We start from the raw sequence: 24173 nt of genomic DNA on the forward strand, positions 1-24173 counted from the left end.
TCACTTCATTCGGTTTAGAATCACATTTGCGATTGAAGGTAATTCTCTAAGCCAATCGTTTTGATTAGACGCAACTGTTGTTCAAGCCAGTATGCGTGGTCTGACTCTGTATCATCAATGAGCGTTTGCAACATGTTACGAGTTACGTAGTCTTGTTCTTTTTCGCAAAGCGCCATGGCACTTTTTAGTGCTTCATCGACCGCGTATTCAACGCGTAAGTCACTTTCAAGCATTTCAGGGACTGTCTTACCGATATGCAATCCGTCTCGTGTGACCATGTCAGGAGTGCCTTCTAAGAACAAAATACGTTCGATGAGTAAAGAAGCATGACCTTTTTCGTCATCAAACTCATGATCAATTCGCTCAAATAACTTAGATAAGCCCCAGTCCTCATACATACGAGAGTGAATAAAGTATTGATCCATCGCCGCTAACTCATAGGCGAGTAGACCATTTAACGCGTCGATAACCGATTGTTTACCTTTCATGTTGGACTCCTTTAGTCGAGTTGGGCTTGTAAGTATTTTTCAATGCCAAGGTTTTCGATTTGGTATTCTTGCGTTTCTAACCAATCGAGGTGTTCTTCTTCACCTTCCAAAATCTCTGTTAGTAAATCACGTGATACGTAATCTTGTTGCTCTTCACAAACAGCAATCGCTGCACGCATTTGGTTTATTTGTGTCAACTGGAATTGGGTGTCACACTTCATCATCTCTTCAGTGTGTTCACCGATAGACAAAGCGCCAAGTTTTTGCAGGTTTGGCAACCCTTCTAAAAACAATATTCGTTCGATAAGTTTATCTGCTTGCTTCATATCTAGAATCGATTTTTTGTAGCACTTATCGTTGAGTTTTGAGAAGCCCCAGTTTTTGTACATACGAGCGTGCAGGAAGTATTGATTAATTGAAGTTAATTCAATCGTCAAAATATCATTGAGGGTAGTAATGATGGTGCGGTTACTTTGCATGGTTAAAATCCTATCTTGGGCATATAGGATAATTATAGAGCAAAAATGGATTTTTGCAAAAATAACCAATTAAAACAAGGGGTTAATAATGATAATCATTATTGATTAGATTGGTGTTTGTCGGGGTTTCAGCTAACTAACTGACTTCCTTGAATAAAGACTCATCGATGATTACTTTGTCGATGACGCTTTGAGCTACTTTAGTACAGTTACCACATTCTTGACCGACAGGCAGGTGTTGTTTTAGTTCACGTAAATTACCAACGCCATGTTGCTCGACGACTTCTTCGATATCTTTATCTGTGATGCCTTTACAAAGACAAACGTACATGAGAACCACCCTCTTTATTTGATGCAAGTGATAATAATTCTCATTAAGTCTTCTTGCAAGTATTTCTTTGTTATTTTTATGTGTTTTTTCAGGGTGATTTATGTTTTTTTAACTAAATCGATAATTTCGATAGGATTAATCGGAAATTCAACTTGGTTTCTCAAATGTCGTCTATATATACTAGTTGCATAATTTATTAACAAAACAACTTTGGAGATACCCATGGGCGTATTAGTAGGCCGCAAGGCACCAGATTTTTCAGCTGCAGCAGTTTTAGGCAACGGCGAAATCGTTGACAACTTTAACTTTGCAGAAGCAACTAAAGGTAAAAAAGCAGTTGTATTCTTCTACCCATTAGACTTCACTTTCGTTTGTCCTTCAGAGCTTATCGCTTTTGACAAGCGTCTTGCTGAGTTCCAAAAGCGCGGTGTAGAAGTAATCGGTGTTTCTATCGATTCTCAATTCAGCCACAATGCATGGCGTAACACTGCTGTTGAGAACGGCGGTATCGGTCAAGTTGGTTACACACTAGCTGCAGACGTTAAACACGAAATCTGTCAAGCATACGACGTTGAGCACCCAGAAGCGGGCGTTGCTTTCCGTGCATCTTTCCTAATCGACGAAGAAGGCATGGTTCGTCACCAAGTTGTCAACGACTTACCATTAGGTCGTAACATCGACGAGATGCTACGTATGGTTGACGCTCTTAACTTCCACCAAGAGCACGGCGAAGTATGTCCAGCTGGTTGGGAAGAAGGTAAAAAAGGTATGAAAGACACGCCAGACGGTGTTGCTGCTTTCTTATCTGAGAATGCTGACACGCTATAATTTAAATCTTAAGATTTAAAAACAAAAAAACTCTCGTTTATCGGGAGTTTTTTTATGCCTCCAATTTAGCAAAGAGTTGGATTTCTGATCTAAAGGAGATTCTTAAACCCCTAACAATTTGTTAGACTGACAACAACAATTCTTTTCTATTCACCATTGAGTATTTTTGTGAAGCAGACCGTTCAACAGTGTTTTTCAGATCAAGGCGCACTTGCTAAAGCAATACCTGGATTTAAGGCTAGGCAATCGCAGTTAGATATGGCAACTGCGGTCGCCGCGACAATTAAAGACCAAAAGCAGTTAGTGGTTGAAGCGGGAACGGGTACGGGAAAAACATTTGCTTATTTGGCCCCAGCATTGTTGGAAGGTAAAAAGGTCATTGTCTCAACCGGAACAAAGGCTCTTCAAGAGCAGCTGTTTCATCGCGACTTACCCCTCGTAAAACAAGCCTTAAAGCCTAGAATGAAAACGGCTTTGCTAAAAGGGCGAGCCAATTACCTTTGCCTCTACCGCATGGATCAGTATGGTCAGCACCCGCCTTTTGATGATGCCGACTTTGTAACTGATTTGTCTAAGGTTAGGCGCTGGAGTTCAGAAACTGACTCTGGCGATTTAGGTGAGTTGACATCTATTGAAGAAAATAGCCGAGTTATTCCATTCGTTACAAGTAGCGTCGACAATTGTCTAGGAAAAGACTGTCCTAATATTGGTGAGTGCCATGTGTTGAATGCTCGAAAGAAGGCCCTCGATGCTGATTTAATCGTCGTAAACCATCACTTGTTTTTTGCAGACATGTCGCTAAAAGACACGGGCTTTGGCGAGTTGATCCCTGATGCTAATGTCATTATTTTCGATGAGGCCCATCAAATTCCAGATATTGCCGCCGAGTATTTTGGTGAGCACTTCTCATCAAGACAAGTTTTTGAATTATGCAAAGAGATACAGGCTGAATATCAAACCAACTTACGTGATGTCTCTCAACTTAACAAAGCTGCGCAAAACTTAGAGAAAAACATTCTAGACATGCGTTTGGTGTTTGCCATTGATCCGGAAAAAGGCAATTGGCGAGAGAAGTCCAAACAAGACAATATTCAAGAGGCGATGAAACTCGTTCACAAGTCTTTTGATTTTTTGTACGACGTATTGAAAATGGTGGTTTCTCGAACCGAAGCAATTGACTCTTGTTTTGAGCGCTTGTGTCAGTTGAGAGGAAAGTTTGATCGAGTTAATCACATTGAAGAGACGGGTTATAGTTACTGGTACGACACGACAAAGAGACACTTTACCCTTCATACAACGCCATTGAGTATTGCCGACAAGTTTGGCAGTTTTGTTGAAGAGTCTGACGCGAGCTGGGTCTTTACCTCCGCAACCGTGTCTGTCGATGAGGAGTTTGGCCATTTTACTTCGTTATTAGGTTTGCCAGACGCAAGAACACAAATTTTGGGCAGTCCTTTTGATTATCAAAAACAAGCCTTGTTTTGTGTCCCACGCTATTTCCCAGAGCCAAATGATAAAACAGCGGTAAGAGCATTCGCAGAGCTTGCGCTCGAATTGATTGAAGCGAGCAAAGGGCGAGCGTTTTTGCTCTTCACTTCACATCGAGTTATGACGCTGGTGGGACAAATGCTCGATGGAAATACTTCTTTACCATTGTTGATGCAGGGCACGACAAGTAAGCGTTTGTTACTCGAAAAGTTTACTAAACTAAAACACGCTGTTCTTCTAGGTACGAGTTCTTTTTGGGAAGGGGTTGACGTTCGAGGCGACGCCTTGTCTTTGGTAATGATTGATAAATTACCATTTGCCTCACCTGATGAGCCCTTATTACAAGCCAGAATGGAAGACTGTAAATTAAAAGGACAAGACCCTTTTCAACAGGTACAAATTCCACAGGCCGTGATTTCTCTAAAGCAGGGTGTTGGACGCTTAATTCGAGATGTAACAGACAGCGGTGCTTTGGTAATATGCGACCCTAGGTTAGTAACAAGACAGTATGGCGAAGTTTTTATGCGGAGCTTACCAGACATGCGACGCACTCGAGATACCGATTTAGTTAAACAATTCTTAACGACTTTATAGAAAATAACATGAAACTATTAGCATTAGACGCCGCAACAGAGGCATGTTCGGTAGCAATTAAAACTCCGACAGATTTATATGAATTTTTTGAGGTTTGTCCTCAACAACACTCACAAAAGTTATTGCCAGCCGTTGAGTCTTTGTTGGATAAGGCTGAGCTAAAATTAACCGACTTGGACGGTATTGTATATGGCTGTGGACCAGGTAGCTTCACTGGTGTAAGAATTGGTGTTTCTGTTACGCAAGGCTTGGCATTCGGTGCCGAACTTAAGGTCGTGGGGGTTTCTAATTTGGCAATGATGGCTCAAGAAGCCATTGAGCGGTTTGATGCTAAGTACGTCGTTTCTGCAATTGATGCTCGTATGTCAGAGATATATTTTGCTATCTATCGCAATGTGGATGGTCAGGCTGTTCCGATCATTGCAGACCTAGTTTGTAAGCCAGAGCAGTTAGCTGAAGTGTTAGCTGGCTTAGATAAAGATGTCGCTCATGAATTAGAGTCATCGAGTTACGCTGTAGGGACAGGCTGGGAAACTTATTTATCACAACTGAGTCGAGCCATCCCAGCGACACAAACCGATATAAGTTTGCCAAACGTTAAGTTTGCTTTTGCTCAAGCAGAGCCTAAGTTTACAAGTGATGAAGCTGTGGTAGCTGAGCTAGCACAGCCCAACTATGTTCGTGATGAAGTCACTTGGAAAAAGTTACCAGGACGTTAATAACTGAAATAGCCGTTTGCGCAGCCAATAAAATCGAAACGGAACTTTTTGTCTGTTTATTGGTCAAAACCCTGTGCGACTTCGTAAAGAAGGTAGAAGTGGTACTTTTGATTTTTACTGCGCATAATGGAGAGCAATAAGAAGTAGGATAGATTAAATATCAGCTCAGTACTCAGAATGCTAAACAATAGCGTTCTGTAGAGTTGACACTAAAGGTAACGTTGATGGCATTACGCGATCCAGATCGAACAAGACATAATCTTTTACAGGTAGCTGCTCAGTTATTTCAACAAAAAGGCTATAACGGCACTAGTTTGTCTGACATTTTAAAGCAGGCCGAAGTCTCTAAGGGCGCTTTGTATCATCACTTTGCGAACAAGCAGGAGCTGTTGTACGCAGTGGTCGATGAATTATTCAGAGATATGGTGTTTGCCCGTTGGGGAGACGTAATTTACGCTGAAGAGCCAATAGAAGCTATCGCTACGGTCGTTGACAGCATGGCACAAAACGCAACTGAAGACGATATGTGTAGTGGTTGCCCAATTCACAATCTACTTGCCGAACTATCAGCAACCGATGAAGGCTTAAGGTTACGTGTTGATTCGATTTTTAGAACCCATCAACAATTGATAGAAGAAGCCTTAGAATTAGCAAAAACCAAAGGACAAGCCAAACCGGAGCTCGACAGTAAAAGAGTCAGCTTGTTTTTTATGTGCAGCCTTAATGGCATGCCGCAAATGGTGACAAGTTGTCAATGTAGAGAGTTATTGACCGAACTGACCGCGGCTTTGGCTGATTACATTCGCAGTTTTAAACTTAATTAACTACGCTTTAATTAGGGCCTTTTATAAGCGTCCGTAAAGACACTTTTGAGAATGGTGAGCTAGGGAGTTTTTACCTAGCCCTATCGCTAAAGCAATGTGGTCTAAATCAGTCCACTCAATTAACGTGGGAGAGTAAAATGGCAGAAGTAAATGGCTTATCATCGTCGTTAGCACGCACGAGTTTCTCGAATTCTGAACAGAGCCCGGTTCAGAGACAGGAGCAGCAACGCGAACTTCAAACTAATCTCGCCAATGAACAAAACCAACGTACAGAACAAATAAATGAGTCTGCGCGTGAAGAAGTTCAAGTCCGCGAACAACAAGATTTGCAGAGTGAAGCGGCTCGTAATGAACAGCGTCAAAGGGATGAACAACTGAGAACCGATTCATCCGGTCCAAACCAAATCACGCCTCCAACCCAAGATACGATCAGACAATTAGAGCAAAGTGCGGCAACCCAGCAACAGCAAACCCAAAACGCAAATGGTCTGGGCCAAACAGCAATTAATTCATATAACAGTCTTAATGCACAACAGCAAAGCGATTTGCTACGCGGCCAAATAAATGTTGATATAACAGCATAATTTGTTATTTATAAAGTAGATTTAACCGTTTGGAGGTGCAATGAACGCATATAAAGGTTGTTTGGTAGGAATTGTATTATTGTTAACGGGGTGTGCAAGTTACCCTGACTCTGTTGCGGTTGCTGAAGGTACTCAATTGGTTGAGTTTTCACAAGTGCAAAAAGAAGACAAGAAATATATAGGTCAAAAAGCGCGTTGGAGTGGCGTGATTGCTGGGGTCAAAAATCGCGCAGACAAGACTCAATTAGATGTTTTGTATTACCCATCGAGCAGTACCGGTCGACCTCAAATTAAAGACGAGCCAGCCGGTCGATTCAGAGTACTAGTGGACGGTTTCTTGGAGCCAGAAGTTTTCAAAAAAGGTAAATCTATTACGGCTCTGGGTGTCATTAAAGAAAAAGAAAGTCAAAAGATAGATGAATATGAATACGTTTATCCAACAATGACTGATGCCACTTTGCACCTATGGAAAAAGCTAAAACAGCCTGCTAAAGTCGAGTTTTATTATGGTTGGCCTGGTGCTCACCCTCGTTGGTACTGGCGTGGTGGTGTTCGTCATAAATACATCATTGGTGGCGCAAAAAAATCAAAGCCGACCGGTTTAATGAAATCAACAGATAACAAACAATAAAAATAAATATCTGAATAAGGTGAACAAAAATATGAAGCTCTTGTTGAGTAGTATAACAAGTGTCATTTTGGGTGCAGCGATGACCTTTGCTGTGCCAACTATAGCTAAAGATGAAACACCAAAATTAATTGATGGTGTCGACAAAGCTAAATTAGAATCGATTCTCAATTCGTCTCATCGTACTGCAGAAAGCAAAGAGCGTGATGAGTTTCGGCACCCAAAAGAAGTGTTCTCCTTTTTCGATATAAAACCAACCGATAAGGTTTTGGAAGTTTGGCCCGGTAACGGCTGGTACACCGAAATTTTGGGGCCGTATCTAAAGGAAGACGGTGAATTAATTGCTGCAACGTTTTCTACAATGAACCAAAACTCAAGCGATAAACGCAAGGCGTTTTGGTCCAAAGTCGCCCTTGAATATCGTGAAAAAGTCTCCGACACCGACATTTATGGTGACATTACATTTACCGAGCTTGACCCGCCTGAAGCACTGAAGGTTGCTGAACCTAACTCGGTAGACCTAGCTTTGATTATACGCTCTCTGCACATTTGGGATGAAAATGGCGACTTGCTCACTGGTTTGAAAGCCGTTTTTGATGCCATAAAGCCTGGTGGTACCTTGGGAATAATCCAACACAGAGCAGACTCTATCTCGGACATTTCTGCAATGGCTGCAGAAGGTTATTTGGGGCAAGATTATGTGATAAGCGCCGCCCAAAAAATAGGATTTGAGTTTGTTGACAGTTCTGAAGTCAATTCAAATCCACGAGATACCAAAGATTACCCAAGAGGGGTTTATACATTACCACCCACTCTTGCGATGGGGGCATTGGATCAAAATTTGTACCTCAGTATTGGTGAGAGCGACCGAATGACATTAAAGTTCATAAAGCCCCTTTTTGTAGGCCAACACAAACAATCTACGAATTAATTAGGTGAATACTAAGTTTATCAGCATTCCGTCAGGTCGAGTGTGTTATCTAGAGCACCAAGGCTCACCTGACAAACCGACGATTATTGCAGTACATGGCTGGTTGGATAACGCGGCATCGTTTCTGCCACTAAGTCGTGAAATGTCAGACTTCAACTGGATTATGGTTGATCTGATAGGGCATGGTGAGTCATCTCATCGACCAGCAGGTTGTCATTATCACTTTATTGACTGGGTAGAAGACTTGGTTGATATCATTGATACACTGAATCTAAACGAGCCTCCAGTTCTTTTAGGTCACTCAATGGGCGGCATGGTGTCGACTATTGTTGCAGGCCTTTATCCCGAAAAGATAACCAAATTAATATTGATTGATTCCGCGGGTATTTTAACTCAAGGTGAAGGCGATATTGCCAAAGAGATGCGTTCCGCTTTTGATTCGCGAAGAATTCTAAAGTCCAAAAAGAAACGAGTGCATAAAGACTTAGAGAGCGCAATAATCGCTAGGCAAAACGCAGGTGAACTTAGCTTTGAATCAGCGAAACTTCTTACCTTGAGAAATATTACTGTCGTAGAAGGCGGTTTTGAATGGAGAACAGACGTTAGGCTTCGAGCAAAATCACCTCTTCGTATCAATGATGACAGTGCCAAACAAATAGTCGCAAATATTCAGTCTCCTTGCTTGATCTTATTGGGTGAACAAGGTTATCAAATGGTTAAAGACAACTATAAAAAGTTCAGTCCTTATTACCACAATCACATTTTTTCGGAAGTACCGGGCCATCATCACTGCCATATGGACGAGCCTTTACCAATTGCTGAGCAGTTGGTTAAATTTTTACTATAATTGCGTGAATATTCATCATAAATGATAGTTTGGTTGTTTTTTGCTCTATTCAATTTGTCTCATCCGATGAGTTGGAGTAAGGTAGCGGATTATTTTGATAATAATAAAAATCAGCATTCAAATTTATTCAGGAGTTCGTTTTGGACAAGATTTGGTTAAATAAGTATCCTAAAAACGTACCAACAGAGATAGACCTTGATCCACAACACTCTTTGTTAGATGTCGTGAGTGAGAGCGTTAAGAAGTTTGCAAACAAAGACGCCTATACAAATATGGGTAAGTCGATCACATACAGCGAACTTGATCAGCAGGCCGAAGCATTTGCCGCGTATTTACAAAATACTCTAGGAATCAAAAAAGGTGACGCCGTCGCTATAATGATGCCTAACCTTTTACAATACCCAATAGCACTTATCGCTGTTCACCGCATCGGTGCTGTTGTTGTCAATGTAAACCCACTTTACACACCAAGAGAGTTAGAGCATCAACTAAACGACAGCAAAGCAAAGGCGATTGTTATTGTTGATAACTTTGCTTCTACTCTTGATCAAGTTATTGATAATACGCCGGTAGAGCACGTTATTTTGACTAAGATGGGCGACCTTCTTGGGCTTAAAGGTATAGTCGTTGATTTGGTCGTTAAGCACGTTAAGAAGATGGTTCCATCTTACAACCTGCCAAATGCGATTCCATTTAAACAAGCCTTGTCAAAAGGCAGAAGCCAAACAGTAACGCCAGTTAAGGTTGTTGGTGAAGACTTAGCATTTTTACAATACACCGGTGGTACAACGGGTGTGTCTAAAGGTGCAATGTTAACCCACGCTAATATGGTTGCGAACTTAGAGCAAGTCTCAGCCTTATTAGGTCCTTGTCTAAAAGAAGGCGAAGACCAAATTATCACTGCGTTACCGCTTTATCATATCTTTGCGTTAACGGCGAATTGTCTGCTTTTCTTAAAGTATGGCGGGACGAATGTACTGATTACTAACCCACGAGATATGCCAGGGTTCGTGAAAGAGCTAAGCAAGGTCAAGTTCACTGCAATCAGCGGTGTTAATACTTTGTTTAATGGTTTACTGAATACTCCTGGGTTCTCAGAACTAGACTTCTCAAGACTTAAGTTGAGCATCGGTGGTGGCATGGCAGTTCAGCGTGCGGTTGCTGAGCGTTGGTTAAACGTGACGGGTTGTGACTTACTGGAAGGTTATGGTCTAACGGAGTGCTCTCCAGTGGTTTCCTTTGTACCTTTTGATATTGGCAAGTACACAGGTAGTATTGGTGTCGCAACACCATCTACAGATGTACGTTTAGTTAATGACGAAGGCGAAGACGTTAAATTAGGTGAAGCGGGTGAGCTCCTTGTCAAAGGACCTCAAGTTATGCGCGGTTACTTAGGTAGAGCGGAAGCGACGGCAGAAGTATTAAACGACGGCTGGTTAGCAACAGGTGACATCGCTAAGATGGACGAAGAAGGTTTGTTGTACATCGTTGACCGTAAAAAAGACATGATTTTAGTATCTGGCTTCAACGTTTTCCCTAATGAAATTGAAGATGAAGTCGTGACGCATGAAGGCGTACTAGAGTGTGCAGCGATTGGGGTTCCACACGAGGTTTCTGGTGAAGTTGTTAAGGTATTTGTGGTTCGTAAAGATCCAAATCTTACAGCATCAGATGTCATCGATCACTGTCGTGAAAGATTAACAGGATATAAAGTTCCTAAACTGGTAGAATTCAGAGACGAATTGCCTAAATCAAATGTAGGCAAGATCTTACGTCGTAAGCTTAAAGACTAATCATCTGCTGAATTTATGCAAGATTATAAAAGCTGACTAAGGTCAGCTTTTTTTATGTCTATATTTCAGAAACTTGAGACAAGAGTACAACAAGAGAGTTATTGTGAGCGAACAAAATACGGAATATACCTACGTCGACACGCAAGATGCATTAGACCAATTTTGCCAGCAGGCAAGTAAATGTGATGTATTGGCACTGGACACAGAATTTGTCAGAACCCGAACCTTTTACGCGCAATTGGGACTTATTCAAGCTTATGACGGTGATTCTCTCGTTCTCATTGACCCATTAGTTGATTTGGATCTAGAGCCTTTTTGGTCACTTCTGACAAACCCCGATATCGTTAAGGTGCTGCATTCTTGCCACGAAGATTTAGAGGTGTTTAAGTATTATTCAGGACGTTTGCCAACCCCACTGTTTGATACTCAAATTGCCGGACAGTTTTTGAATGAAGGCACTGTATTAGGTTTTGGTGCCGCTGTTGAAAAAACCTTAGGCGTTACGCTTGATAAAGGCGAAGCTAGGACTAACTGGTTAAAACGTCCGTTGGATAAAACCCAACTCCATTACGCTGCGAATGACGTTAAATATTTATTACCTTTGTATCACGCATTTAATGATGAGCTTATCGAGCGTGGCCTTGACAGTTACAACCTACAAGAAGCACAACTCAAAGTAGAGCAGAAAAAAATTGAAAAAGACCCAGCCAAACTGTATCTAGATTTTGGTAATGGTTGGCAACTAAAACGTCGAGAATTGGCTATCTTAAAAGAGCTAAGTGCTTGGCGTTACCAGCAAGCGTTAAAGAAAAATTTGGCCTTGGGTTTTGTCGCTAAAGATGCTTCTTTATTTGCCATCGCCCAGCGTCGTCCTGGTGATTTAAATAGCCTTAAAAATATTCCTAATATCCACCCAAGCGAAATTAGGGTTCATGGCAAAGCTATGTTGCAATGTGTCGAACGAGCAAAGCGCTTAGAAATCGATGAATGTCCGGAAGTGATTCCTCGTTTGACCGACTTTTCTGACTATAAACAGGCTTTTAAACAACTTAAACAATTGGTGTCTGAAGCAAGTCGTCGACATAATGTCGCATTACCTTTATTGGCGACGAAAAAGCAGCTTAATCAATATATTCAATGGCAGTGGAAGGTACCTCATAGTAATCTTCCTGATTTTGACCTTCCGTGGAGACAACCACTTTTAGCCGAATATTTAAGTGAGTGGCGAAATCAATACTCCGTGGATAAATTAACGAACAACCCGCTTTTAAACAAGGGCTAACCTATGCAATTATGTACAATTTACAAGAGCTCAAAGAAGGCAGAGACTTACCTTTACGTTGAAAAAACGGATGATTTTTCGAAAGTACCAGAGCCTTTAATGAAGTTAATGGGAACTCCGTTACTCGTCATGACTTTAGACCTAGACCGTCGCAAGGAACTTGCACAAGCTGACCTGTCTAAAGTAAAACAAGAATTAGAAGAAAAAGGGTTTTATTTGCAAATTCCACCACCGCAAGAAAACCTACTAGATACTTTTAAAAACGATCAAAAAGCTTCAACAGGAGAAGCTTAAGAGAGGGGAAATGAAATTTAAATCTATTATTGCAGCTTTAGCTTTGTCTGTGCCATTTGCGTCTTTTGCTGCAGACAAGCCATCATTTGAGCAATATGTTGAGTCATTAAAAAAAGAAGCCATTTCAAAAGGTTTCGAGCCGGCATTTGTTAATGAACATCTCAGTGATTTGAAATATTTAAAGCGTGTTGTAAAAGCTGATAAAAACCAGCCAGAGTTTATCGAAACATTAGATACTTATTTACCAAAGCGAGTTCCAGAATGGAAAGTGACTCGTGCTCGTCAAGCGTACAAAGACAATAAAGAATTGTTAGATCAAATCGCCGAAGAGTATGGCGTTCAAGCTAGGTTTATTGTCTCTTTGTGGGCCTTAGAAACTAACTTTGGTCGTATTCAAGGTAAGATGCCAATTATCGATTCTATAGCAACATTGAGCTATGACGGTCGCCGTGAAGCGTTTTTCAAAAGACAATTATTTGCGTCATTAAAGATCCTTGAGCAAGGCCATATCGCACCAGAAAAATTTGTCGGCTCGTGGGCGGGAGCAATGGGTCAATGTCAGTTTATTCCTACCTCATTTTTGGCATATGCAGCCGACGGTGACAAAGATGGTAAAAAAGACATTTGGAACAACAAACACGATGTATTCGCGTCAATTGCGAACTACTTAAAACAAGAAGGCTGGGACAATAACAAAACATGGGGGCGCCAAGTTAAGCTTCCTGAAGGTTTTGATAAGAGTCTAATTATGCCTAAAGGCAGTAAGGGCCGCTCTGGCTGGTTAAAGAACTTCAAAAATAATGAGAAGACACTGGCTGAGTGGTCTGCTTTAGGCATCACACGTATGGACGGGCGTCCACTTCCTAAGGCAGATTTAACCGCGGCCTTGATCATGCCAGATGATGCTAAAGGTAGAATGTACCTTGCTTATGATAATTACAAATCATTAATGCATTGGAACCGTTCTTATTATTTTGTCACGTCGGTTGGCTATTTGGCTGATCGTATTGGCTACCCAAAAATTCAATAGAGTAAACAAAGTTTAATGACAGATTCAGCTAAGCCTTTTTGGCAAACTAAGTCACTACAAGAAATGACTCGCCCTGAGTGGGAGTCATTATGTGATGGTTGTGCAAAGTGCTGCTTGCACAAACTGATTGATGATGAAGAAACTGAAGAGGCGGTCGACACTGACTTTATCAATGAAGGTGAAGACTTACACTACACCAATGTCGCCTGTCAGTATCTGAATGACAAAAAGTGCGAATGTACGGTTTACACCAAACGTACAAAGTTGGTTCCTAGTTGTGTTCAATTGACTCAAGACAACCTAGAGCAAGTTTTCTATATGCCAACGAGCTGTAGCTACCGACGACTAGCTGAAGGTCGTGGTTTGCCATCTTGGCACCCATTGCTGAACAAAGGTAAAAAGTCTGCGATGCACAAAGCTGGGATGTCAGTACGAGGTAAAGTCATTTTCGACAGTATGGTTACGGAAGAGCAATACGAAGACTTTATTGTCGTGTGGCCACTTAATGACTTGGATTAAATTTAGACTTGAAAGCTGAGCCGTCCCAAGCGACGTAAATATTTAGTTTGAAATGAAAAAGGTCACTGCAAAACAGTGACCTTTTTTTATCTGACGCCCTAAACATGGTTCAGTTTATCAGGGCGCAATATACGTTTGTTTAAAGCCCAGAATTAACGCTCTAAAAAGCGACGAACTTGTTTAATGATACCTTCAGCATCGAGTTCAAGCTCTTGGTAGATCTCTTGTTGAGTACCGTGTTTGATGAACTGATCTGGTAAACCGATATTCAAGACTTTAATGCCTGCGCCTTTCATATTTAAATATTCGTTAACCGCAGAGCCAGCACCACCGGCAATAGCATTATCTTCAATTGTCACGATGAGCGAGTGACGACTACAAAGCTCATCAATTAGGCCTAAGTCCATCGGTTTTACGAAACGCATGTCGGCTAGCGTGGCATCTAATTCTTCAGCTGCTTTTGAAGCTTCACCTAAAAACGTACCAAAGTTAAGAATGGCAATCGCTGTATCATGCATGTCGTTAATCAAGCGACCTTTACCAATTTCTAACTCAGCCATTTCTTGTTGAATATCAGCACCAAGGCCAGTACCTCTAGGGTAACGAACGGCTGCTGGCTTATCCAGTTTGTGACCTGTGTACAACATTTGGCGACATTCGTTTTCATCACTTGGTGTCATAATCACTAAGTTTGGAATGCAACGCATGAAGCTAAGGTCAAATGAACCTTGGTGAGTTGGGCCATCGGCACCGACGACTCCTGCACGGTCAATCGCAAACAAGACCGGTAAATTCATAATGGCAACATCATGAATCAATTGATCGTACGCGCGCTGTAAAAAGCTTGAGTATATTGCCACAACGGCATTGTAACCCTCACAAGCCATACCGGCTGCTAATGTTACAGCGTGTTGCTCTGCGATTGCTACGTCAAAGTATTGCTCAGGGAATTCTTTCGAGAAACGAACCATGCCTGAGCCTTCACGCATCGCTGGCGTGACGGCCATCAATTTGTCGTCCTTTGCGGCCATGTCGCATAGCCAGTCACCAAATACTTTGGAATAGGTTGGAGACGTGGACTTAGACGCTGGCAATGATGTTGTTTCAGGATTAAATTTAGGTACTGCGTGGTACTTGATCGGATCCTGTTCAGCTGGCTCATAGCCTTTGCCTTTTTTAGTCACAATATGTAAGAACTGTGGACCTTGTAAGTTCTTCATATTACGCAGAGTATCAACTAAGGCATTGATATCGTGACCATCGATAGGACCAATGTAATTAAAACCTAACTCTTCAAAAATAGTCGATGGAACGACCATACCTTTTAAGTGCTCTTCAGCACGGCTTGCAAGTTCTTTGATTGGCGGCACACCACTGAGAAGCTTTTTACCACTCTCTCTGAATGTTGTGTACAAATTACCCGAAAGCAACTTAGCCATGTGAGTATTTAGGGCACCAACGTTTTCAGAAATAGACATGTCATTGTCATTTAAAACGACAAGCATGTCTGGCTTGATATCACCGGCGTGGTTCATTGCTTCAAATGCCATACCAGCCGTCATCGCACCATCGCCGATAACTGCGCAGATTTTGCGAATTGGGTCGCTAGGATTAGCTTTGTGTTTTGCTTCGGCGGCTACCGCCATACCGAGTGCGGCACTGATCGACGTAGACGAGTGGCCTACACTTAATGTGTCGTATTCACTTTCTTCTCGCCATGGGAAAGGATGCAGTCCATCTTTTTGACGGATTGTGTGAATTTGCTCGGCACGACCAGTGATAATTTTGTGTGGGTAGGCTTGATGGCCCACATCCCAAATGAGTCGGTCATACGGAGTGTTATAAACGTAATGTAACGCAACCGTCAGTTCAACAGTGCCCAAACCGGATGCGAAGTGACCAGAGCTCTTGCTTACTGAGTTTAATAGATAAGCACGTAACTCATCACAAACTGAACGCAACTGTTCTTGCGGAAGTTGGCGTAGTTCTGGTGGCAATAGAGCCTTTTGTAAATTCGGATAATCCGCTATGTTGACAGTCATAATTACTTAATGATCTCTTTGTATAATATACTGCGCTAATTGACGTAAGGTGTCCGTCTGATAAGGCAATTCATCTAAAGCCGCTAGTGCATCAGACACTAACATTTGAGCTTTTTGTTTTGTTTGTTCCAGTCCTAACAAAGCAGGATACGTCGTTTTATTTGCTGCGACATCAGACCCCTGCGGTTTGCCAAGTGTTTTGGTATCAGATGTAATATCCAATACGTCATCCCATACTTGAAAGGCCAATCCAATTGCTTCGGCATATTTAGTTAAACTGGCTAATTCAGTGTCATTCGCGTTGCCAATGACAGCTCCAGCTTTAACGGCCGCTACAATCAGAGCGCCTGTTTTTAATTTGTGCATGTTTTGTAACGCATCAAGCGTTAAGTCGCTATTGGCGGCATTTTGAGCGTCGGTATTTTGTAAATCGATACTTTGACCCGCGCACATTTGATTGGCAGCATCTGCAATCAAGCCAAATAGTGCTAATTGGTTTGTTAAACCGACCGAGGCAAAAGTGTGATTGGCAATACTAGAAAACGCAAACGACTGCAGTGTGTCACCGGCCAAAATGGCCGTCGCTTCATCAAACTTGATATGGCACGTCGCCTGTCCACGGCGCAATTCGTCATCGTCCATTGCAGGTAAGTCATCATGAATTAAACTATAGCTATGAATCGACTCAAGGGCTGCGGCGCCAGCATCTAAGTCTTCTAGTTTAGCACCAAACATTTCACCTGTTGCATAAACCAAAAATGGACGAACGCGTTTGCCACCTAATAACAGTGAGTAACGCATTGCTTCTTTTAGCTTGACGTCGGCAATGTCAGCCTGTTCTAGCTTTGCGTCAAGGACAGTCTCAATACGAGCCTTGTAGTCAGCCATTTTTATATTGATGGACATGAATCGTTAACCTTGTTGATCATTCTCAGAGAATGATTGAAGTTCAAGGCTACCTTGTTTTTCCATCAAAATTTGAACTTTCTGCTCAGCCTCTTGCAAACGGCTTTGACTTTGTCGAGTAAGTTCGATGCCTCTCTCGAATAATTGTAAAGACTGTTGCAACTCCAAGTCACCAGATTCCAATTGTTGTACAATAGTTTCTAGTTCGCTGATTGCTGACTCAAAGGTGACATTTTTTTGTTCGGACATAAGTCTATATTCGCTTCTATTTTTGCTTGTTACACGACCGCCAAAATTAGCCGGTAAAGGTATCTTAAAAGGCATGGTTATTCAATTGTAATGCGCTAAAATGAATGTAAATTGGTGAATAAGTGCGCACTTAAGTCTATAACTTACCGATAATATTTAAGTTGCGATAATAACTGTCGATAATTACACTTAGAAACAGAACAACTGCCCGGGAGTAAATTGTGGATTTAGCTAGTATTGTAGGAATGATAGGCGCTATTGGCTTTATCTTGTTGGCGATGATTTTGGGTGGCGGTATTGCCATGTTCGTCGACGTCCCATCAATTGCTATCGTATTTGGTGGTTCAACGTTTGTACTCCTCTCTAACTATACGCTTCCTCAATTTATCAGTGCCGGTAAAATTGCTGGTAAAGCATTTTCCTTTAAAATTGAAACCCCAGAAGAACTGATTGAAAAAATCGTTGAATTGGCAGATTCAGCCCGTAAGGGTGGGTTTTTAGCGTTAGAAGAAGCTGAAATTTCAAATCCATTTTTACAAAAGGGTGTCGATTTGTTGGTTGATGGTCATGACGGAGAAGTCGTACGAGCCACATTATCCAAAGATATCTCTCTGACAACCGAACGACACGAATTAGGTGCTGGTATATTCAAAACCCTGGGTGATATAGCGCCTGCGATGGGAATGATAGGTACGCTGGTTGGTCTGGTTGCTATGTTATCCAACATGGATGACCCGAAATCAATTGGTCCAGCTATGGCGGTAGCACTATTAACCACTCTTTATGGTGCATTCTTAGCAAACGTTATTGCCTTGCCTATGTCTCACAAACTTGGCCTTCGTGTAGAAGAAGAAAAATTAAATCAAAGCTTAATCATGGACGGTGTTTTGGGTATTCAAGATGGCCAAAACCCAAAAGTTATTGAGGGTGTGTTACGCAACTATTTGGCAGCTTCAAAACGCGAAATAGACACTGAGGAATAATCATGTCAGCTGAAGAAGAATGCCCGAAATGTCCCCCCGAAGGTCTCCCCGCGTGGATGGGGACCTTTGCTGACCTGATGTCACTATTAATGTGTTTCTTTGTTTTGCTTTTGTCTTTTGCAGAGATGGATGTACTTAAGTTTAAGCAAATCGCAGGTTCGATGAAGTTTGCCTTTGGTGTTCAAAACAAAATTGAAGTTAAAGACATTCCAAAAGGGACGTCAGTGATTGCACAAGAATTCCGTCCAGGTCGTCCAGAACCAACGCCAATTGAAATCATTCAGCAACAAACCATTGAAATCACTCAACAAGTACTCGAGTTCGAAGAAGGTGAAGACGAATCAGCCGGTGGTCGACAAGAGCAAACCGCAGAAATGCGTGGTGGTATGAGTTCGGCAACGGCAGATGCCGAATCAGAGTCTTCAGCCGAGTCGTCTGCAGAGCAAGAAGAAGTAAATGAGTTACTTAAGAAAATTGCGCAGCAAATGCAGCAAGAGATTATCGATGGGGCGATTGAGCTAGAGTCACTAGGTCAACAGATCATTATCCGAATTAGAGAAAACGGTTCGTTTCCTTCTGGGTCAGCCTACTTGCAAGACCAATTTAAACCAATTATTCGCAAAGTTGCCACGGTTCTAAATGATGTTCCAGGGGAAATTACGGTAGCAGGGCATACCGATGATATTAATGTTACTAACGAATTATTTACCAATAATTGGGACTTGTCTTCACAACGGGCTGTAGCCGTTGCAACCGAAATGGTAAAAGCACCGGGTTTTAATAAAAATCGAATTGTCGTTGTTGGTCATGCAGACACTCGACCACTCGTTCCAAATACAACCAGTGCTAACCGACGCATCAACAGACGTGTTGAAGTCTCCATTATGCAAGGTAAAGCAAAAGAGTCAGAAAAAATAACCATTTCTGATCAGTAACATCGGATTATTCTTCCGAGCACAACTTTTCGTCACCCCTCAGAATATGTATAATCGCGGGCTTATCTAAAGTCCGCGCTTTGCGTTTTGTTATCTATACTTGAGCCGTTATGAAGTTAATTGTTAAATACCATCCAGAAATAAATGTGAAAAGTCGCTCTGTAAGAAGACGGTTTTGTAAACTACTCGAATCTAATTTACGAATTATTTTAAAAAGAGTTCACCCAAACGCGCATATTATTTCAAGATGGAGCGATATTCTTGTTGATGCTCCGCAAGCAACGGCGCAAGAACGTGAGCAGATGCTAGATCTGATTGTTAAAGTGCCTGGAGTTGACCAATTAAATGAGGTTATTGAGTACCCGTTTGTTGACTTTGATCAAGCTTTTAAAGACGTTGCTAGCCATTGGCAGTCACACCTTGAAAACAAAACCTTTTGTGTTCGAATCAAACGCACTGGTAAACACGACTTCACTTCTTCAGATTTAGAGCGCTATATAGGCGGTGGTTTGAACCAAGCCGTTGAGTCAGCTAGTGTTTCACTTCGCAAACCAGACTTAACCATCAAAGCCGATTTAAAAGATGACGTTTTTCAAGTTATTACTGCACATTACCGAGGCTTAGGTGGAATGCCTCTACCAAGCCAAGAAGATGTGTTATCACTTATGTCAGGTGGTTTTGACTCCGGTGTAGCGACTTATCATATGATTCGCCGTGGTGCGCGTACCCACTTCTGCTTCTTTAATCTTGGTGGTAAAGAACATGAAATCGGTGTTAAACAAGCAGCCTATCAAATCTGGAGCAACTACAGTAGTTCGCACAAAACCCGTTTTATCTCAGTAAACTTCGAACCTGTTGTTGCTGAAATTCTAGAAAAGATTGATAACGGCCTTATGGGGGTTGTTCTTAAACGTATGATGATGCGTGCTGCTGCAAAGGTGGCTGATAAATTTAATATTAAGGCTTTGGTGACAGGGGAGAGTTTAGGACAAGTTTCTTCACAAACTCTAACCAACTTAAATGTCATCGACCGAGTAACGGATACGTTAATTTTAAGACCGCTTATTCACATAGATAAAGCGGAAATTATTGATACGGCTAGAAAGATCGGTAGTCATGATTTGGCGGCGGCGATGCCAGAATACTGTGGTGTTATCTCTAAAAAACCAACGACTAAAGCAGTACTAAAAGTCGTTGAAGAAAACGAAGCCGAGTTCAACTTCCAGCTATTAGAAGACGTTGTTGAAAACGCAACTGTGATGGACGTAAGAGACATCGAAAAAGAAACTCATGAGGAAGTACAAGAAGTTGAGTTATCGACTGAAATCGCTCCTGGTGCTGTGGTTGTTGATATTAGAAGCCCAGATGAAGCCGACGATGCACCGCTTGAACTAGAGGGTACAGAAGTCGTTACTATTCCTTTCTTTAAACTAGCGACTAAGTTTGGTGATTTAGATCAGTCGAAACAATACTATTTGTATTGTGACCGCGGTGTGATGAGTCGATTACAAGCACTGTTACTCCATGAACATGGCTACAAAACGGTTAAAGTATACCGAACACATTAGTCTTGATAATGTTTAATCAAATAAAAAACTCACTACAGATATAGTGAGTTTTTTTGTAATCCAGTGACTAAATTTCAGTTCTTGGATTTCTTGTTACTTGAAGTCAAAGGCTACTTAAAATCAAAAGTTACTGGCTTCAAAGAAGTTTCATCCGATTTGTAACGTGCCAGTAGTGTCTCGATAGTATCTTTGTCTATATCAATACCTTTTTCCTCTAGGAAGGCGTTGTTATAAAGTTTTGATACAGAACGCTCTCCCAAGTCACAGGCGATGGTCGCAATCGTTTGTTTGTTTCCACCACTTAATGGGCCAAACTTAATAGCCGCAAAAAATGCAGCTGCGACGTTTAATGCACTTGAACTACCCAAAACTAAGCCATCATTTTGACGAACATAATTTGCAATCGTTACGATATCTTGGTCTGTAATATTCAAGGCATAGTCAACGGAGGCCATTTTGAAATTAGCCACTAAGCGCATTATTCCGATTCCCTCTGTAAAAGAACTGCCTGGAGTGGCTTTATATTCACCCGTTTGTAAAAACTGATAGATACCTGAGCTACAAGGGTCGATACAAATCGTTTTTATATCTGGATTTTGTTCTTTGAGGTATTTTGTAATGCCACCAATGGTACCGCCTGTTCCCGCGGCACAGGTGAATATGCTCACAGCCTTGTTGGACTGATGGTATATTTCAGGTGCGGTATGAAGGTAATGAGCATCAGCATTGGCGGTATTCTCAAATTGGTTTGCCCACCAATGATCGTCATGCTGTTCAGCTATTTTTCTCGCAGTATGATAAAAGTGGTTTTCGTTAGCAAATGGAACAGGGTCAACCAAAATAAGCTCGGCACCGTGCAATTCAATCATTTGCTCTTTCTCTTTAGTTTGACCTTTAGGCATGACGACTTTGAGATTGAAGCCTAATGACTTAGCTACAATAGCTAAACCAATACCAGTATTACCAGCTGTACCTTCTACGATTGTCATACCTGGTTTAAGATCGCCACTTTCCATAGCAGATAAAACCATCTGTAATGCCGCTCTATCTTTAACTGAGCCGCCAGGGTTTTGAAATTCACATTTTACCGTAATGTCACAACCCGTTAATTTACTTAGGCTGGGAATGGTTAGTAGATCTGTATTGCCAATCGCTTCTGACAAATTGGCCGCGTGTCCGTTTTTAGGCATAGGGTTCCTCGAACAAATAATTTATTAGAATGAGCTAATTCTATATGAATGTATCAAAAAGCTAAATTAGATTTACAAATTGCGCGAATCTGTTTTTTCCAGACTAAAAAAAGAAGTGTTTATTTATTTTAGAAAAGCGCAGGAATGACTTGAATAATAAGCTTAGGTACGTATAATGCCCGGCATCGAAATTGATTAGCAAATTGCTAAAAGATTTAGGCTTTTTAGCCAATGTCGTCGGAGCCGACGACATTAAAATAAATAGCTCAGTCTACTGGCGCGGGATGGAGCAGCCTGGTAGCTCGTCGGGCTCATAACCCGAAGGTCGTCGGTTCAAATCCGGCTCCCGCAACCAATTTATGGCAATATGTAACTGCTGTGGTAGCCCTCTGGCTCAACGCTTTAAAAGAGCACGAAGGTTGATGAGTGCAATCTCAGACTCCGCAACGTATACATATTCAAATAGTATAGTCAGGTATTTTTGACAAATTCATATTGTGTTCATAAATTGATGCTAGTAAGACAGGAAACTATAGCCTCGCGACGTCGGGGATTTTTGGTTTCTGTTCACAGTTTAAGTGGTGTGCTTTATCAAAAGTACATGCAACTGGGGCTTTAGGCCCTTTTTTTGTATTTAAAATTAGCGATAGGAGCGGTGAATTGACTAACCTAGAACTGCGTTTAACTGAAATGTTACAGCCTGCAGTTGAAGCCTTAGAGTTTGAATTGTTAGGGGTTGAGTTCATTCGAGCAGGTAATCATTCTACCTTGCGTATTTATATTGATCATGAAAATGGCATCACAGTTGATAACTGTGCCGATGTCAGTCGTCAAGTAAGCGCAATTCTTGATGTTGAGGATCCAATCTCCACAGAATATAACCTTGAAGTTTCTTCACCGGGTGTTGACCGTCCGTTGTTTACTGCTAAGCACTTTGAACAAGTACTTAACGAAACAGTAAACGTGAAACTCAATGTACCGCAAGACGGTCGCCGCAATTTCAAAGGGACGTTAGTCGAAGTTGAAGGCGATATGATTAATATTGAAGTCGACAATCAAGTGTTTTCTATCTTGATTGACAATGTCGCAAAAGCACACTTAGTTGCTCGATTCGACTAACCAGATAAAGGAGCGAAGTATAATGGCAAAAGAACTATTACTGGTAGCAGAAGCGGTATCGAATGAGAAAGCCGTACCACGCGAAAAGATTTTTGAAGCACTTGAATTTGCACTAGCAGCTGCGACAAAGAAAAAGCACACAGCTGAGATTGAAGTTCGAGTTTCTATTGACCAAGAGACAGGTGAGTACGACACATTCCGCCGCTGGTTAGTTGTTCCAGACGATCACGAAATGGAAAACCCTAGTGCAGAAATGAGCTTGTCGGCTGCTCAATACGATGACCCTGAACTACAATTAGGCGATTACGTAGAAGAGCAAATCGAATCAATTAAGTTTGACCGTATTACTACGCAAATGGCAAAGCAAGTTATCGTACAAAAAGTACGTGAAGCTGAACGCGGCCAAATTGCTGAACAGTACTACGATCAAGTAGGTGAGCTAATCACGGGTATCGTTAAGAAAATGAACCGTGACAATGTCATCTTAGACTTAGGTAACAACGCTGAAGCTGTGTTGTACCGCGAAGACATGATTCAACGTGAAACATTCCGCCCAGGCGACCGTGTGCGTGCATACCTTTATGCCGTCAAGCCTGAGGTTCGTGGCCCACAACTTTTTGTGAGTCGAACTAAGCCAGAAATGCTAGTTGAATTATTTAGAATTGAAGTACCAGAAATTGGTGAAGAGATGTTGGACATTTTAGCCGCAGCTCGTGATCCAGGTTCTCGTGCCAAAATTGCCGTTAAATCAAATGACCGTCGTATCGACCCTGTTGGTGCTTGTGTAGGTATGCGTGGTGCACGTGTACAAGCCGTGTCTGGTGAATTGAACGGTGAGCGTGTAGATATCGTTTTATACGATGACAACCCTGCACAATTCGTTATCAATGCTATGGCGCCTGCTGAAGTCGCTTCTATCATTGTTGATGAAGACAGTAAGTCGATGGATATTGCAGTTGCTGAAGACAACCTAGCGATGGCAATTGGTCGCAGCGGTCAAAACGTTCGTTTAGCAAGCCAACTAACTGGTTGGGAACTAAACGTGATGACCGAAGCCGATATGGCTGAAAAACACCAAGCAGAAAACAGCAAAACGATTCAATTGTTTGTTGATGGTTTGGATATTGATGAAGACTTCGCAACATTATTAGTTGAAGAAGGTTTCTCATCACTAGAAGAAGTTGCTTACGTACCAGTAGCTGAGCTATTGGAAGTAGATGGTCTAGATGAAGAGACGGTTGAAGAGTTACGTTCACGAGCTAAAGCAACGTTGACAACACAAGCGCTTAAGAACGAAGAGTCGCTTGAAAATGCAGAACCAGAAGAAGATTTGCTAAACCTTGAAGGTATCGATCGTCATTTAGCATATGTATTGGCAAGCAAAGGTGTAACAAACCTTGAGTTACTTGCTGAGCAAGGCACAGATGATTTAGAAGGCATCGAAGAACTAGACGAAGAGCAGGCGGGCAAATTAATCATGGCCGCTCGTAACATTGTATGGTTTAGCGAAGAGCAATAAGGT

Annotated in this window: 25 protein-coding genes and 1 tRNA gene; 19 read left to right on the forward strand and 7 right to left on the reverse strand. The window is 41.7% G+C overall.

What is annotated here, in order from left to right:
• Positions 1–20: 20 nt before the first annotated feature.
• The 3 genes from bfr (AC4E96_RS03365) to AC4E96_RS03375 form a co-directional block, all read right to left on the reverse strand.
• Positions 21–488, reverse strand: a complete 468-nt coding sequence (bfr, locus tag AC4E96_RS03365; protein WP_488031954.1) for a bacterioferritin — start codon at positions 486–488, stop codon at positions 21–23.
• An 11-nt stretch (positions 489–499) separates the two neighbouring features.
• Positions 500–967, reverse strand: a complete 468-nt coding sequence (gene bfr, locus AC4E96_RS03370; protein ID WP_488031953.1) for a bacterioferritin — start codon at positions 965–967, stop codon at positions 500–502.
• A 136-nt stretch (positions 968–1103) separates the two neighbouring features.
• Positions 1104–1298 (reverse strand): (2Fe-2S)-binding protein, encoded by a 195-nt coding sequence (locus AC4E96_RS03375; protein WP_490254911.1) that lies wholly within the window; start codon positions 1296–1298, stop codon positions 1104–1106.
• Positions 1299–1520: 222 nt separating this feature from the next.
• Here AC4E96_RS03375 and AC4E96_RS03380 point away from each other — a divergent pair, with 222 nt between their 5' ends.
• From AC4E96_RS03380 to AC4E96_RS03440, 13 genes are all read left to right on the forward strand, one after another.
• On the forward strand, positions 1521–2126 hold the full coding sequence (locus tag AC4E96_RS03380) for a peroxiredoxin (RefSeq protein ID WP_488031951.1): 606 nt from the start codon (positions 1521–1523) through the stop codon (positions 2124–2126).
• Between the two features lie 168 nt (positions 2127–2294).
• Positions 2295–4208, forward strand: coding sequence for a DNA repair helicase YoaA (yoaA, locus tag AC4E96_RS03385; RefSeq protein ID WP_488031950.1), 1914 nt, complete (start codon positions 2295–2297; stop codon positions 4206–4208).
• A gap of 8 nt (positions 4209–4216) precedes the next feature.
• Positions 4217–4927: a tRNA (adenosine(37)-N6)-threonylcarbamoyltransferase complex dimerization subunit type 1 TsaB gene (gene tsaB / locus AC4E96_RS03390; RefSeq protein ID WP_490254912.1), complete on the forward strand. Its 711-nt coding sequence runs from the start codon at positions 4217–4219 to the stop codon at positions 4925–4927.
• A 224-nt stretch (positions 4928–5151) separates the two neighbouring features.
• Entirely contained in the window at positions 5152–5751 is a 600-nt protein-coding gene (locus AC4E96_RS03395) for a TetR/AcrR family transcriptional regulator (protein WP_490254913.1), read from the forward strand.
• Positions 5752–5888: 137 nt separating this feature from the next.
• Positions 5889–6335 carry a hypothetical protein gene (locus AC4E96_RS03400; RefSeq protein WP_490254914.1) on the forward strand — a complete coding sequence of 149 codons (447 nt, stop codon included), beginning with the start codon at positions 5889–5891 and terminating at the stop codon, positions 6333–6335.
• 40 nt (positions 6336–6375) lie between these two features.
• Positions 6376–6966: a Slp family lipoprotein gene (locus AC4E96_RS03405; protein ID WP_490254915.1), complete on the forward strand. Its 591-nt coding sequence runs from the start codon at positions 6376–6378 to the stop codon at positions 6964–6966.
• Positions 6967–6997: 31 nt separating this feature from the next.
• Positions 6998–7894 carry a class I SAM-dependent methyltransferase gene (locus AC4E96_RS03410; RefSeq protein ID WP_490254916.1) on the forward strand — a complete coding sequence of 299 codons (897 nt, stop codon included), beginning with the start codon at positions 6998–7000 and terminating at the stop codon, positions 7892–7894.
• Between the two features lie 4 nt (positions 7895–7898).
• Complete coding sequence (locus AC4E96_RS03415) at positions 7899–8741, forward strand: alpha/beta fold hydrolase (RefSeq protein WP_488031944.1); 843 nt, start codon at positions 7899–7901, stop codon at positions 8739–8741.
• A 140-nt stretch (positions 8742–8881) separates the two neighbouring features.
• Positions 8882–10534: a long-chain-fatty-acid--CoA ligase FadD gene (fadD, locus tag AC4E96_RS03420; RefSeq protein WP_488031943.1), complete on the forward strand. Its 1653-nt coding sequence runs from the start codon at positions 8882–8884 to the stop codon at positions 10532–10534.
• 103 nt (positions 10535–10637) lie between these two features.
• Positions 10638–11816: a ribonuclease D gene (gene rnd, locus AC4E96_RS03425; protein WP_488031942.1), complete on the forward strand. Its 1179-nt coding sequence runs from the start codon at positions 10638–10640 to the stop codon at positions 11814–11816.
• Between the two features lie 3 nt (positions 11817–11819).
• Positions 11820–12110 carry a YcgL domain-containing protein gene (locus AC4E96_RS03430; RefSeq protein WP_488031941.1) on the forward strand — a complete coding sequence of 97 codons (291 nt, stop codon included), beginning with the start codon at positions 11820–11822 and terminating at the stop codon, positions 12108–12110.
• A 10-nt stretch (positions 12111–12120) separates the two neighbouring features.
• Entirely contained in the window at positions 12121–13140 is a 1020-nt protein-coding gene (locus AC4E96_RS03435; protein WP_490254917.1) for a lytic murein transglycosylase, read from the forward strand.
• A 15-nt stretch (positions 13141–13155) separates the two neighbouring features.
• Complete coding sequence (locus AC4E96_RS03440; protein ID WP_488031939.1) at positions 13156–13659, forward strand: YcgN family cysteine cluster protein; 504 nt, start codon at positions 13156–13158, stop codon at positions 13657–13659.
• 152 nt (positions 13660–13811) lie between these two features.
• Here the strand turns inward: AC4E96_RS03440 and dxs are convergent, their stop codons facing one another.
• Genes dxs through AC4E96_RS03455 form a run of 3 tightly spaced genes read right to left on the reverse strand, consistent with a single transcriptional unit; the run spans position 13812 to position 16856 of the window.
• Positions 13812–15701 (reverse strand): 1-deoxy-D-xylulose-5-phosphate synthase, encoded by a 1890-nt coding sequence (dxs, locus tag AC4E96_RS03445; protein ID WP_490254918.1) that lies wholly within the window; start codon positions 15699–15701, stop codon positions 13812–13814.
• A 6-nt stretch (positions 15702–15707) separates the two neighbouring features.
• Positions 15708–16607: a (2E,6E)-farnesyl diphosphate synthase gene (gene ispA, locus AC4E96_RS03450; protein ID WP_490254919.1), complete on the reverse strand. Its 900-nt coding sequence runs from the start codon at positions 16605–16607 to the stop codon at positions 15708–15710.
• 6 nt (positions 16608–16613) lie between these two features.
• Positions 16614–16856, reverse strand: coding sequence for an exodeoxyribonuclease VII small subunit (locus AC4E96_RS03455; RefSeq protein ID WP_488031936.1), 243 nt, complete (start codon positions 16854–16856; stop codon positions 16614–16616).
• Between the two features lie 221 nt (positions 16857–17077).
• On the opposite strand from AC4E96_RS03455, the gene pomA reads away from it, so the two are divergent.
• The 3 genes from pomA to thiI all read left to right on the forward strand — a co-directional run bounded on the left by pomA (position 17078) and on the right by thiI (position 20342).
• Positions 17078–17839 carry a flagellar motor protein PomA gene (gene pomA, locus AC4E96_RS03460; protein WP_488031935.1) on the forward strand — a complete coding sequence of 254 codons (762 nt, stop codon included), beginning with the start codon at positions 17078–17080 and terminating at the stop codon, positions 17837–17839.
• A gap of 2 nt (positions 17840–17841) precedes the next feature.
• The gene (locus tag AC4E96_RS03465; RefSeq protein ID WP_488031934.1) at positions 17842–18774 is read left to right on the forward strand and encodes a flagellar motor protein MotB; all 933 of its coding nucleotides are present in this window, start codon (positions 17842–17844) and stop codon (positions 18772–18774) included.
• Between the two features lie 110 nt (positions 18775–18884).
• A complete protein-coding gene (gene thiI, locus AC4E96_RS03470) occupies positions 18885–20342 on the forward strand; it encodes a tRNA uracil 4-sulfurtransferase ThiI (protein ID WP_488031933.1) in 1458 nt (485 codons plus the stop codon).
• A gap of 110 nt (positions 20343–20452) precedes the next feature.
• Here thiI and AC4E96_RS03475 read toward each other — a convergent pair whose 3' ends face one another.
• A complete protein-coding gene (locus AC4E96_RS03475) occupies positions 20453–21532 on the reverse strand; it encodes a cysteine synthase A (RefSeq protein WP_490254920.1) in 1080 nt (359 codons plus the stop codon).
• Between the two features lie 278 nt (positions 21533–21810).
• Between AC4E96_RS03475 and AC4E96_RS03480 the strand changes: the two genes are divergently transcribed.
• The 3 genes from AC4E96_RS03480 (at position 21811) to nusA (ending at position 24170) form a co-directional block, all read left to right on the forward strand.
• Positions 21811–21887 (forward strand) — tRNA-Met (locus tag AC4E96_RS03480).
• A 305-nt stretch (positions 21888–22192) separates the two neighbouring features.
• Complete coding sequence (gene rimP, locus AC4E96_RS03485) at positions 22193–22651, forward strand: ribosome maturation factor RimP (protein WP_488031931.1); 459 nt, start codon at positions 22193–22195, stop codon at positions 22649–22651.
• A 22-nt stretch (positions 22652–22673) separates the two neighbouring features.
• A complete protein-coding gene (gene nusA / locus AC4E96_RS03490) occupies positions 22674–24170 on the forward strand; it encodes a transcription termination factor NusA (protein WP_488031930.1) in 1497 nt (498 codons plus the stop codon).
• Positions 24171–24173: the final 3 nt, after the last annotated feature.

Source organism: Psychrosphaera sp., from assembly GCF_982872775.1.